The 12,403-nt window shown below is 68.6% G+C and carries 9 protein-coding genes and 1 pseudogene; 4 read left to right on the top strand and 6 right to left on the bottom strand.

Annotated features, from left to right (window positions below):
* Positions 1–27: 27 nt before the first annotated feature.
* The 3 genes from BLU95_RS37055 to BLU95_RS37045 all read right to left on the bottom strand — a co-directional run bounded on the left by BLU95_RS37055 (position 28) and on the right by BLU95_RS37045 (position 1,340).
* Complete coding sequence (locus BLU95_RS37055) at positions 28–132, bottom strand: universal stress protein (protein ID WP_231978929.1); 105 nt, start codon at positions 130–132, stop codon at positions 28–30.
* A gap of 520 nt (positions 133–652) precedes the next feature.
* A complete protein-coding gene (locus tag BLU95_RS37050; RefSeq protein ID WP_093863856.1) occupies positions 653–841 on the bottom strand; it encodes a hypothetical protein in 189 nt (62 codons plus the stop codon).
* A gap of 145 nt (positions 842–986) precedes the next feature.
* Positions 987–1,340: a hypothetical protein gene (locus tag BLU95_RS37045; RefSeq protein ID WP_093863855.1), complete on the bottom strand. Its 354-nt coding sequence runs from the start codon at positions 1,338–1,340 to the stop codon at positions 987–989.
* Between the two features lie 1,055 nt (positions 1,341–2,395).
* Between BLU95_RS37045 and BLU95_RS37040 the strand changes: the two genes are divergently transcribed.
* From BLU95_RS37040 to BLU95_RS37020, 4 genes are all read left to right on the top strand, one after another.
* The gene (locus BLU95_RS37040) at positions 2,396–2,833 is read left to right on the top strand and encodes a hypothetical protein (RefSeq protein WP_093863854.1); all 438 of its coding nucleotides are present in this window, start codon (positions 2,396–2,398) and stop codon (positions 2,831–2,833) included.
* A 1,078-nt stretch (positions 2,834–3,911) separates the two neighbouring features.
* Complete coding sequence (locus tag BLU95_RS37035) at positions 3,912–4,682, top strand: ABC transporter ATP-binding protein (RefSeq protein WP_093863853.1); 771 nt, start codon at positions 3,912–3,914, stop codon at positions 4,680–4,682.
* Between the two features lie 54 nt (positions 4,683–4,736).
* Positions 4,737–7,304 (top strand): ABC transporter permease, encoded by a 2,568-nt coding sequence (locus tag BLU95_RS37030; protein ID WP_093863852.1) that lies wholly within the window; start codon positions 4,737–4,739, stop codon positions 7,302–7,304.
* Between the two features lie 955 nt (positions 7,305–8,259).
* Positions 8,260–8,811, top strand: a complete 552-nt coding sequence (locus tag BLU95_RS37020; protein WP_159425163.1) for a helix-turn-helix transcriptional regulator — start codon at positions 8,260–8,262, stop codon at positions 8,809–8,811.
* A gap of 304 nt (positions 8,812–9,115) precedes the next feature.
* On the opposite strand, the pseudogene BLU95_RS37015 reads toward BLU95_RS37020, so the two are convergent.
* The 3 genes and pseudogenes from BLU95_RS37015 to BLU95_RS37005 form a co-directional block, all read right to left on the bottom strand.
* Positions 9,116–9,555: pseudogene (locus tag BLU95_RS37015) on the bottom strand (NUDIX domain-containing protein); the annotation flags it as partial.
* Positions 9,556–9,817: 262 nt separating this feature from the next.
* A complete protein-coding gene (locus BLU95_RS37010) occupies positions 9,818–11,326 on the bottom strand; it encodes a helix-turn-helix domain-containing protein (protein WP_093863849.1) in 1,509 nt (502 codons plus the stop codon).
* Positions 11,327–11,420: 94 nt separating this feature from the next.
* Positions 11,421–12,389, bottom strand: coding sequence for a thiopeptide-type bacteriocin biosynthesis protein (locus tag BLU95_RS37005; protein ID WP_093863848.1), 969 nt, complete (start codon positions 12,387–12,389; stop codon positions 11,421–11,423).
* Between the last annotated feature and the right edge of the window lie 14 nt (positions 12,390–12,403).

Here is a 12,403-nt window from a genome sequence, read left to right as displayed (position 1 = left end):
CCCTTCGCCCTCGATGTGCGGCCCTGCTCACACTGGGACGACCGCCACCGGGCACCTGGCGTACTGGACGACGGCCTGGCTGTTGGACCCAAGCCGGCCGATCGGGCCGCCCGGTTCACCCCGGTGACCCACCACGACCGGCTGGTGCCGGTCGTCACCCAACTACTGCCCCTGCTGGACGTGATCCCGCACACAGCTCGGTCGTGGCGTGGGCAGATGTGGTGGGCGAGGTCGGGCGGGTACCAGAGCCGGCCCGGCTCGGCTCACCGCCAGGGGTCGACGGCCGCGCCGACGGTCTCGAGGCCGCAGACCGTCGCCCCCGCGGTTCGCCGGGCAGATCCGGATCGGGGTCGGTCGCGTGGACGACCAGGAGCACCAGGTCCCCGAGGAAGCCGGGAGCGAGGAAACCGGGCTCGCTCCCGTACCGCCACTTCGCATCTGAAGAAGGGCCGGCCGTCCCCGGCCCGCCAGGGGGGATCGAGTCACGCAACGGTGGTGGGCGCCGCCCCGCAGCAGGGCGGCGCCCACCGGGTCCCTACGGCTGTCCCCGACCGTCCCGCCGGGGGCAGCGGCGCGGCTACTGCCCGGGCCTGTCCACTGTGGGGGCGACGGATTCGCCGTCCCCACCGACGGCAGCGACGATGCGCTCGTGCTACTCGGCGGCGGCGCAGCCGTCGGGCAGGGACAGAGGGGCGTTGATTAGGGTGAACCACTCGTCGATGCCGGTGTACTGGATGCCGACCCACACCCGGTTGTCCGGGCAGGCGCTGGTGACGACAGTGAGGCCGCCGGCCACCGAGACGGCGAGGATGGGACCAGAGTGAGGAACGGTCGCAAACAACCGGGCCTCCTGCTGCCGCCGTGGGGGTGGGTTCCCGTGGGCGGTTGCCCGGTGAAGATCCGGCTGGACCGTGGGGCGGCAATCGTGGCCGGTACTCGGCAGCGACGGGGCCGTCGTTGCGGGCGGCCCCCTCCCGCAACCGGGTCTAGGAGGAGGCTTGGGTGAGCTCTGCCACGATCCGCCGCGCGGTGACGACGCCAACCCCGGTGGTCCTCCGCAGGAGAAGCAGCGCGTCGCGTCGCCGTCCTGCTCCCAGCAGACTGCGGAGTGCGTACTGGAGCGCGGGTGCTTCGTTGGCGAGCACCGCAGCGGCGCCCTTGGGGGTCATAGGAAGAGCGCGCCTCGCCAGAACTGCCAGCGCAGCGGGAGCGTGAGCGATGGGCAGGTCGGACTCCGCGCGCAACGCCTCCAGCGCGTCCGTTCTTTGGCCGGCCGCCAGGTACCGGCGCGCGGCCTGCTGCTGGCGTTTCGGCACCGGGGTGATGACGGCGGCGATCATGGGACGCTGCCCCGGATCGGGTCGGAGTCGAGGACCCGCCGACCTCGTGAGTGGAGACGAGGACGCGGATGTCCGAACCAGGGCCATCAGGTCGGATCCGGCAGCCACTCGCCGGACACCAGCACTATTGGAGGCCCGGACGACCGGTGCAGCTGACTGAGGGGACGAACGCGCGACGGCCGGAACGAGGGCGGTCGCGGGGAGGAATTGTGAGCGTCGCATGGTCGGTTCCTGTTCGTTCGGTCGGATATTCGAGTGAAGCAGCCGGGTGCATCACGCCGCAGCGAGGTTCTGGATGCCTGTGGTCCTGTTCGGGCATGGCCACGTCGCCGTCCCGGCGGCGGAGAAGCTGGACGAGTGCGCGGTGGCCCCGCCGGCGGCGGATGGCCAGCAAACCGACGGAGGAGCAGGCCGAAAGGGACCAATGAGCCTGACAATATGAGTCGAACATCCTGTTGGCCACGATCAGGAATACCCAGAATACAATTACCCGTTTTTGCACGGGTGTCTTCGTGGTTGATCAGACAAGAAAGCTCAGTACTCCTGCACCGCCGACCCCTGCATCGATCAGGAAATCCTTGACGATCTCAGACATCAGCATGTTGGCGAGATCCTCCCGGCGCTTCTGCTTTTCGCCGTTCTAGTCACCACAGCGACAGTTGATGGAGTTGTACTCCCGAATGGCATCGACCACATGGGCGAACGACGTTGAATCGCCCAATACCATGACTGCCGGAAGTCCAACCGAAAGAGTCTCGACTCTATTCTTCCGCCTTCTGGCGAGCTTGTTCGGAGTGGGTTGAAACTCGCTTGGAAAGCCTATTAGGAGATTTCAGGCCTGGCTACGTGTCACTGATTCCAACCCCGCTGGCTGAGGCCAAAGGGAACTGGCGCTCAGTCATCCGACGCCTTCCTCGTCAGGACGACCCGCCTACCGGCGGCGGCGCCAACCCCAACGGCTCGACCGCCGCCCTGCGCTCCGACATCCTCGGCGCACTCGGCGTCCTGAAGTCCTCCACCGCCAGACAGCCCAAGGGCCTGCTGCGCTCCGGGCGGTGTCGAACAAGGCGGTTCGGCAGGCGCTCGGCGACCTCACGCTGCACGGCCCGGTCGCCTCCGTCGGCAACACCCGGGACCGGCGCAAGACGTGGCGCCTGAAGGGCACAGCAGGGTTGGAGGCGGCCGCGGTGCTCGGGACAGTCCGTTCGGAGAGGAGCCCAACCGCCCGGGGCGCCAGCCACTCCGGCGCCCCGCACGCGATGGCCGTCAACGAGACGAACGCCGCGTTCGCCCTCGGCGGCACCGCGCCCGGCCAGCGTGTGGCAGGCGCCAGAGATCAGGTTCCGATGCTGATGGTCGAGCTCGACCGCTCCACCACCGCCCCGGCCGTCATCGCCACGAGGATCCCCCGCCACCACAAGCTGCTCCGCACAGTAGGCCGTCTACGCCATCGCCGCGCTGCGCCAATTCCGCGCCCTGACCGCCGCTCTTGAGTCCGCGCTCCAACGTCGCCCGGCCCCCTCCTCGACCGCCCCGCAGAAGGCCGCTCCTGGAGGCCGCCGAGCGCGTGGCGGCCGCCATCCCGAAGTACCTCTGTCCAACGACAGCGGATCGTGGGCTGAGCCGCGCTATTTCTCGCGCATGAGCACCCCGGTCGGGGCGGCGGCCGGAGAAGATGGTCACACCTCGCCAGGACGGCAGACCGCTCGGCGGCGAGGGCCGCCGTTCCCGATGCCAGATTGTCTCCGGGTGGGGGAACGGTGCACGGACCGGCCCTGGGACCCGCCGCATCCCCGGCCGTGCGGGGCCCCAGGGCCGGTCCGTGTGCGCCGGAGGTCACTACTGATCGGCCGTGCCCGCCAAGTCCCCGACCCAGACGCGCCAATTGTCGGCTTCGCCGAAGTGGCGGCGCGAATCCCAAGCTGGTCGCGCACGGCCTGCCGTCAGCTTTTCGCGGTGTCGTTGCGACCCGCGCGGCCAGTCGACTCCAGGCACCCATCCATCTCGGTTCGCCGCTGGGCGCCCGGCGGATCACCAACATGAAGACCGTGCTGCCTCCGCACGCCGGCGGCGCACTGCTTGCCACCCGTCCGCCCGCGCCTCATCACCTGGTACAGCGGCAAGCAGGCTCCATGCCATCGAGCTGACCTCTTAGAAGAGTGCCAGCACCCCGAACCCGGAATGCAGTGCGTTCACCCGAGAGCGGCTTGAGCCACGAGCTGTGATTCTGACTCGGCCTTCCATGATGCCGTCGCTCTCTGTGATGCCGGTGGGGCGCTTGCACGAATAGTCCAGGCTCTCTCATCGTGTGCGGCGTAGACGGTACGGCAAGTCCGACGACAGCCTTCGACGGCTTCGTGAGGTCATATCAGTCGGGCCGATCAGGGACTTTGGGCCTAAGGGAAGGGTCCTACCTCAGGAGGAGCGGAGCGTGCCCCGGCCGTCGCAAAAGTGAGGGCAGACCATTCCCGAGAGGTATGTCCCGGGGAAAAACGGATTACGACAATGAACTGAAAGTTGATCGTCTGTTTGCGTGTCCTCATCCCTCACGCCCTGCCTACAGGAGTTCATGTGACGTTTCACGAAACCGCCGTCCGTAACGACCCGGCGGCTGCCCGCGCCACCGGCCTGAACAAGGTCTACGGGGAGGGCGAGACCCGCGTGGTCGCCCTCGACAACGTCAGCGTCACCTTCCCCCAGGGCGAGTTCACCGCGATCATGGGCCCCTCCGGCTCCGGCAAGTCCACCCTCATGCACTGCATGGCCGGCCTCGACACCGTCAGCTCCGGCTCCTCCACCATCGGCGACACCGAACTCGTCGGCCTCAAGGACAAGCAGCTCACCCAGCTGCGCCGCGACCACATCGGCTTCGTCTTCCAGGCCTTCAACCTCCTCCCCACCCTCACCGCCCTCGAGAACATCACCCTCCCCATGGACATCGCCGGCCGCAAGGCCGACAAGCAGTGGCTCGACCGCGTCGTCGAGACCGTCGGACTCTCCGGCCGCCTCTCCCACCGCCCCAGCCAGCTCTCCGGCGGCCAGCAGCAACGCGTCGCCTGCGCCCGCGCCCTCGCCGGCAAGCCCCACATCGTCTTCGCCGACGAACCCACCGGCAACCTCGACTCCCGCTCCGGCGCCGAGATCCTCTCCTTCCTGCGCAACTCCGTCCGCGAACTCGGCCAGACCGTCGTCATGGTCACCCACGACCCCGTCGCCGCCGCCTATTCCAACCGCGTCGTCTTCCTCGCCGACGGCCGCATCGTCGACGAACTCACCAACCCCACCCCCGACACCGTCCTGGACCGCATGCGCCGCTTCGACGCCAAGGGCCGCACCAGCTGACGCACCACGCGCCGCCGCCCGTCCCTCCGCAGACCCCAGGACCCAGGAAACCCCATGTATCGCACCGCACTGCGCAACGTGCTGGCCCACAAGGCCCGACTGCTGATGACGACGCTCGCCGTCCTCCTCGGCACCGCCTTCGTGGCCGGCACCCTCGTCTTCACCGACACCCTGGCCGCGGCATGGCGTTCCCAGAGCGCCAAGAGCTACACCGACATCGCCGTCACCCTCAGTGACAACGGAGCCTCGGCCAACCGCTACGACCCTGGCGGAAGCAAGGTCCGCGCTGGCTCAACTCTTACCGAGGACACCCGCAAAGCCGTCGCGGCGCTGCCCGGCACCGCCGCGGCGCGCGGCGTGGTCAGCGGCTTCGCCGGCATCGCCGACCACAAGGGCGCGCTGATCGGCGACGGCTTCTCCACCACCGGCACCAACTACGTCCCCGGCCCGGACGGCAACGACCCGCGCTACCCGCTGGTCGACGGCCGGGGCCCGCGCGCCGCCGGTGAGATCGCGCTGGACGCCAGGACCGCCGAGAAGGGCGGCTTCAAGGTCGGCGACACCGTCCGCGTCGCCGTCAACGGCCCGGTCATGGAACTGAAGCTCACCGGCACCCTCAACACCAACGACCCCCGGATCCGCGCCGGCGGCTCGCTCGCCGCCTTCGACACCGCCACCGCCCAGCAGCTCTACCTCTCCCCCGGCCAGTACTCCGAGATCGACGTCAAGGGCAGGCCCGGCACCGAGGACACCGCCCTGCTCGCCGCCGTCAAACAGGTGCTCAACCCGGCCGACAACCTCGAGGCACGCACCGGCCGCGACCTGGCCGCCGAGCAGGAGCAGAAGATCGACAAGGCCAGCAGCAGCATGTCCAACGTACTGTTGATCTTCGCCGGGATCTCGCTCTTCGTCGGCATCTTCATCATCGCCAACACCTTCACCATGCTGATCGCCCAGCGCACCAAGGAGCTCGCCCTGCTCCGCGCCGTCGGCGCCAGCCGCAAGCAGATCACCCTGTCCGTCCTGGCCGAGGCCCTGCTGGTCGGCCTCAGCGCCTCGGCCGGCGGCCTGATCGCCGGCATCGGCATCGCCTCCGGACTGCAGGCCCTGCTCAACGGCCCCTGGGAGGCCAACCTGCCGGACGGCCCGCTGGTGGTCGCCCCGGGCACGGTGATCGGCTCGCTCGCCGTCGGCGCCGTGGTGACCGTGCTGGCCGCCCTGCTGCCCTCGCTGCGCGCCGCCCGGATCGCCCCGGTCGCCGCGATGAGCTCCGGCGAGCAGCCCGCCACCCAGAAGTCGCTGCTGGTGCGCAACATCATCGGCCTGCTGTTCGCCGCCGCCGGCGCGGCCGGCCTGGTCGCCGGCGCGGCCGCCAGGTCGGTCAACCTGGTGGGCCTGGCCTCCGCCGCGCTGATGATCGGCGTCTTCGTGCTCACCCCGCTGCTCTCCCGCCCGGTGATCGCGCTGTTCGCCCCGCTGCTGCACCGGCTGTACGGCACGCCCGGCAAGCTGGCCCGCGAGAACGCCGTGCGCAACCCGCGCCGCACCGCCGCCACCGCCTCCGCGCTCACCATCGGCGTCACCCTGATCACCACCCTGACGGTGGTCGGCGCCTCGGTGAACAAGGCGTCCGACGAAGCCTTCGCGGCCGACCTCAAGGCCGACTACGCCGTCGCGATGTCCAACTACTCGATGCTCTCCCCCGAGGTCGCCGCCGAGATCGCCAAGATCCCCGGGGTCACCGCGACGAGCGCCGAGCGCACGGTGAAGGTACGGTCCGGTGCCGACCCCGACGACCGCTCGCTGCTCACCGCCGTGGACGGCGCGACCTACGACCGGCTGGTGGAGCTCAAGGTCACCGCCGGCTCGGCCGACGCGCTGAAGCAGGGCAAGCTGATCGCCACCACCGGTTACGCCGACCGCAACCACCTGGAGCTCGGCTCCACGCTGGACGTCACCTACCCCGACCGCAGCCGCGGCAGCCTGACCGTCGGCGCCCTGGTCGAGGGCACCAGCGGGGTCGACGGGCTGATCGCCCCGGAGCACGTGGTCGGCCCGCACGCCGCCCCCTGGTCCGGTCTGCAGAAGGTGCTGGTCAAGGGCGCCGACGGCGCCACCCCCGCGCTCAAGCAGGCCCTGCGCGACGCCAGCGGGGGCAACCCGCTGATCACCGTCAAGGGCGAGAAGGACATCAAGGCGGAGAACAGCCGGAACGTCACCGCCGTCCTGAACGTCATGTACGGGCTGCTCGGCATGTCCGTGATCGTCGCGATCCTCGGCGTGGTCAACACCATGGCGATGTCGGTGTTCGAGCGCCGCCGGGAGATCGGCATGCTGCGGGCGATCGGCCTGGACCGGCGCGGCATCGGCCGGATGGTCCGGCTGGAGTCGCTGATGATCGCGCTGTTCGGCGGTGTGGTCGGCGTGCTGCTCGGCATCGTCACGGCCTGGGCCGCCGTCCGGACCATCTCGGGCGCGCTCAAGAACATCACCCTGGTGGTGCCACCGGTGCAGACCGGACTCCTCCTGGTCGCCGCCGCGGAGATCGGCCTGCTGGCCGCCCTCTGGCCGGCCCGCCGAGCCGCCCGGACGGACATCCTGGGCACGATCAAGAGCGAGTAGCCGCCCGGGCGCCCGCCGACGGTCCGGCCTCGGAAACCATGTGGACGAGGACTGCGGCGGCGAGTTCAGAGCCGGTGCTGCACAGGCCGAATAGCCGGTCCTGGTCAATGTCGCAGCAGGTCACGGGAGCCCCGACCGCTACACCGTGCGGCACGGGGAGCGGCTGGGGCAGTGCGCAACACCGGGCGGGAGTGCGGGGCAGGACCGCAGTTGCTCCGCCTCTCCCGCCCCGACACAATCCCGCACTGGCAAGAGCAGCTCGATCAGCAACCACTGAGCATCCGTCAACGACGAGGAATAGAGCGACTCACACAGCAGCTCCACTGCCACCATCCCAGGCGGCCACTGCGGGTGCACCCTGTCGTAGACGCGGACCAGCACCGCCGAATGCTCTCCGGCGGCAGGACTACCACACTTGAAAAAATATTCTTCACCTGAGCTCCAGGAAGTCTTGGTCATCAAATCTGCAACCAGCAGCGGCAGGCAGACAGAATGGTCACGCACTGCGCAATTCTCCCCTCTTGCGGCGATAACTCTAGAGCCACTCGGCCAAATATCATCTGAAATCAAGAACTTCCATCAGGTCGCCCGCCTGCACGGCACGAGGATTCCATTAGGAGGCCAGGGTGAGCTACAAAATTTCGATCCACAGCCCCTCAAGCACCCCCCGAAGACACGCCGAGACAGAGGCCGCCAGTCATTTTGAGCCCAGGCCTGCCAATCTTCTGCGGCATCACAAGTCCGGACAGGAAGCGAACAGGAAAACCCGGAGAAAGAACCAGGAGAACATCCCATGCCCATACGGGTCCTAGCCTCAGCCGAATCGCCCCTCACGAGAGAATGCCTTCGAGCAGCCATCAATTCCGCCCCAGATCTCGACTGCTTCAGCGTCATCCCCAGAGCCGAGCTCGCCACACACACGGCAAACCAACGCCCCCAGGTGACCATCTGCTACGTGTCCGAAAGTGAAAAATGCGCTGATTATTTTTCTTTCATCGAGAAATTCAACTTTCCCGATAATCCGATCCCCGTAGCGTTCATCACGGGCTGCACAATTGTAGAGCATCACCACAGAGCATTGCAGGCCGGCGCCACCGGAATTCTTTCCCGAGCGATCACGACCAGGAATCTGATCAACTCCGTCCGCACACTTTCCGCCGGCGGAATGGTCTTCTGGCCCGCCACCACATGGAACGCACTGGAGGATCATCTCAGCCGCCCATTCCTACCTCGACGCACCGTTCCAAACTTCGACACCCTAACTCCAAGGGAAATCGATGTCCTGGTCCTGATCGGAGAAGGCCTCGGCAATGAGAGAATAGCAAATCTGCTCAGCCTGGAAGTTGGCACCGTCAAGGAGTACGTGAGCGCGGTATTGACCAAGCTGGGCGCCGCAAACCGTACTCAGGCCGCGATTATTGCCATCAGGTCGAGACGTTTTCCAGCCTGCGTCCAGCAGCCCTACAGGGGTATTCCCAGACAGTACCGGCCGATGAACCCCCATTAAAATGCGAAGGTCGGAGGAGGCAGAGCTCAGGCCCCTGCCTCCTCCGAGCGATGGTGCCGGTACACCGCCGGCCGAATCACTGTGGATACTCGCTGGAACCGCACTGCGGACGCGGCCGAGCGGGCTGCGATCCAGCGGATCGCGGCCGGGTGCGACGACCCGGTCATCGCCCTCGCCCGCTGACCCCAGATCACCGGCACGACACTCGAACGTTCACCCTTGGCACGCCGACCCGGCCAGCCTCGCTCGCAGCCGGGTGCACGGAAAGCCGCTCTTTCGATCCTCTTTTCTGGCACTCGCTCCGGAGTCCATGGGCAAGCCGCAGCCGGGTGGTCGGGGCAATGGCCAGGACCTCCAATTCCTCACACGGCACCCACCGGACCTCGAAGGACTCGGAGCTAGCGCTCAGCTCACCTGCGACCGGCCACGCTCGGAAGCACAGGGAGAACTCCTGCCGAACCTCTCCGTCGGAGAACTCGATCACGTGGCCCGGGTCGCTGCAGGTACCGACGAGACAGGTGACCTCGACCCGGATCCCCGTCTCCTCCCGCACCTCGCACGCAACTGCGCCGGACAGGTTCTCCCCGATCTCGAGAACACCCCCGGCATGCCCCAACGGCCGTTGTCGGAGCGCCGCTCAAGCAGGAGTTCGCCGCGGTCGTTCACCACGAAGGCGGTGACAGCGGGAACCACCCGCTGGGCCTTCGGGGCGCCAGGGTCGTCGAAGTAGTCGGTACGGCTCACGGTCCCTGCCTCAGGCGGGGAACATCGCTCTTCGGCGACCTCTTTTCGCCTTGCCGCAACGAGTCTGCTGGTCGACATCTTGCCAGTTGTCCGTGAGCATCTCCGTCGGCCCGGCAGATTGGGCGTTCTCTCCACGCGGGCCCATCTCACGGAAGACCGGGGTGATGTCGAGCGGTCAGGTGCAGCGACGAAGTGGTTGGTGTCTGCGGGCCCGTGTGGGTCTCCGCCGAGATGATCGGGTGTGCTCCCGCCGTTCGCCCCCTCACAACGACACTGCGCCCTTCGGTGCGAGCCTGGAATCGTCGAGCGCTCCAGAGAGCAGCGCCACGGTCATGGCGTGAGTGCGGCTGTTCTGCGGGGAGAGCTTCTTCACGGCGCGCAGGTGGGCATTGCGGGCTTCGCGGTAGGTGAGGCCGATTTCGCGAGCTCCAGCAGCGTCCAGGGCTCGGGTGGCGACCAGTTGGAGGACTGCGCGTTCGGCGTCGTCCAGCAGTCCGATCTCGTTCGGCACGGTCTCGTGGAGCCCCGCGGTGTCGACAAGGCCGGATCGGATGGCGTGGGCGACGACCTGGACGCGGTCGCGGACGCCGAACTTCCTGCGCATGGAAGCGAGGTCGTTGGACACCACGAACTGGCTGACCTTGAGCTCGGCTCCGATCTGCTCGTCTGTGCGACCGAGGGCGCACTGCTCCGCGATCTGCCGTTCCCGCCAGGTCAACGGCGGCTCGGCCGCCCGCACGAGCGCGGACTTCTCGGTGGTGACCAGCAGCTTCTGGGGCCCGGCCTCCAGCGCGTGGCGGGCTTCTCCGGCTGTACAGACGACCACGCACGTGTCGGGTTGGAGGCCCAGGTCGAGTGCGACCTTCGCGTAGGCGGTGGTGCCGTCTTCCGCTGTCTGGTGGCACGCCGCGGACCAGGCTGAGCCGAGTCCGGCGGCCTCGGCCGTCCTGGCCGGGTCGGTGGCGGTCGGGGGGATGACCAGGGCGCAGGGGATTCCGCGCGCGAGCGCCTGGTGGACCAGACGGCCGACGACGTGCGGGGCTCGTTGGACGGCAAGCGTACCGTTGAGGATCTCGGCCAGCGACGTCGGCGGCGGCATGTCGGCCATCGTGTCGAGGTGGACGATCAGACCGTTGGTGGTTCGCAGTTGGTTCGCGAGGTGGCCGGTGGGCGCGGCGGAGGGGATGCTCGCGCGCGCCGGTCGGGCGCCCGGGCCTGCGGGCCGGTCACCTGTGGACTCTGCCTCCGACGGAGACTGCGGTATCTCTGCTGCGAGGCTGGCGAGGGTATCGGTTCCGGAGATCAGCCGGTGTTCCAGGCCGGTGTGCACGGCCACCACCGCCTTGGGCGCGGAGGTCGCCCGAAGCACCTGGGTCTCAAGGGCCTTCGCAGCGTCCGTAGTGATGTGCAGGAGACGTTCGACGTCCTTACGGGTGCCGCCGGCCGACCAGATCCGCACCACGAGAACCTCGCGGTCGGTGAGGTCGGGGGCCTTGCCCGACGGGGCGGTGCGCAGCGACGGTTCGGTGTTCCACGCGAGGGCGAAGGCGTGGATACGGTTGACGGCGCCGAGGTTGAAGCGCAAGCGTTTCACGCGTTCGGCGACGCCGGGCATCGTCAGGTCCAGGGCTCTGGCGATCTGCTCGGTGGTCTCGCCTCGGCCTGCCATACGAAGGACGTCCAGTTGGCGGCGCGTCAGGCGAACGGGTCGCTTGCGCGGGGCCGGGTCGGCGGTCGCCTCGGGCGTGTTCGTGCTCTTGTGGGTGTTCATCGGCTCGCTGCGGTTCGTCGTAGGGCACAGTGGTCGGCCGCCAGTGTTCGGGGCGGCATGGTGGGAGTGCTATCGCGGGTCAGGGGGCAGCGTTCTACCGGCCGAGGACGTGGTCGCGGGCCGCTCGGGCGAGGGCTGCCTGGACGGGGGCGGGAATACCGAGGCGGTTCCAGTGAAAAACCACCAGGTGGGCGAGGAGGGCGCGCAGGCCGCGGGTCAGTTCGCCTCGGTGCGCGGCGGTGGCGAGGGTCTGGCCAGCGATGTGGAAGGCGGAGGCCCAGGTGCCTGTGTGTTCCAGGCGGCCGCCAGGGGCGGTGAGGGCCGCTGTGTCGGCCGCCAGAAGGTGTCCGATCTGCCCGACCAGCCGGTCACCGGCCGCCGGTCGGTCTGGCGGGCCGGGGCGCATCCGGGCTACGCGGTGCCAGACGTCTCCCTGCTCGCTCCATTCCTGGCCGGCGGCGCGGAGCAGGTGGCTGGACAGCAGCACGGAGAGCTCCGGGCGGCCGAGCACCGACCAACCCCTGTGGGCGGCGATCAGGACGGCGCGGCTGTCGGCGTGGAACAGGGCGTGAGCGGTGGCGATGCCGGCCGGGCCGCCGAGGGCGGCGGTCTCGGGTTCGTAGATGCCGGGCCACCAGGCGGTGATGACGCCCGCGCGCCGGAGGGCGTCGAGTCGGCGGCCGACCTCCTCCCGCAGGGCCTCGGTGGTGGTGGCCAGGCCGGGGTGGAGGCGGATGCGCCAGCAGGGGTGCTTACGGACGTACCACCAGGCTTTGACGGCGCTGCTGTTCTCGGCCTGGTACAGGTACGGGCCGAGGTGGGTGGCGAGGACCTGTTCGGCGTGCGGCCAGGAGGCCGGGTGGACGTACACCTGGACCCAGGTGCCGTACTCGGCGGTGTAGTCGGTGAGAGCGGCGAGTCCGGCCGTCCGGTACAGGTCCAAGGCGTGCACCATCGCGTCGAGGGGCAGGACAGCCAAGGCGGCCGCGGTGGGCAGCGGTGTTCCGGCGAGGGCGGCCAGAACGGCTTTCTCCAGCACGTCCGGCGTAGGTGTGTCGGTCATCGGTGGTGGTCCAG

This window comes from Streptomyces sp. TLI_053, from assembly GCF_900105395.1.
Classification (GTDB): Bacteria; Actinomycetota; Actinomycetes; order Streptomycetales; family Streptomycetaceae; genus Kitasatospora.
This window is presented reverse-complemented; position numbering and strand designations above follow the sequence as displayed.

Coding starts and splice junctions, on each gene's coding strand:
- BLU95_RS37005 (WP_093863848.1), bottom strand. CDS start 12,389: ATGACCGACACACCTACGCCGGACGTGCTGGAGAAAGCCGTTCTGGCC.
- BLU95_RS37010 (WP_093863849.1), bottom strand. CDS start 11,326: ATGAACACCCACAAGAGCACGAACACGCCCGAGGCGACCGCCGACCCG.
- BLU95_RS37045 (WP_093863855.1), bottom strand. CDS start 1,340: ATGATCGCCGCCGTCATCACCCCGGTGCCGAAACGCCAGCAGCAGGCC.
- BLU95_RS37030 (WP_093863852.1), top strand. CDS start 4,737: ATGTATCGCACCGCACTGCGCAACGTGCTGGCCCACAAGGCCCGACTG.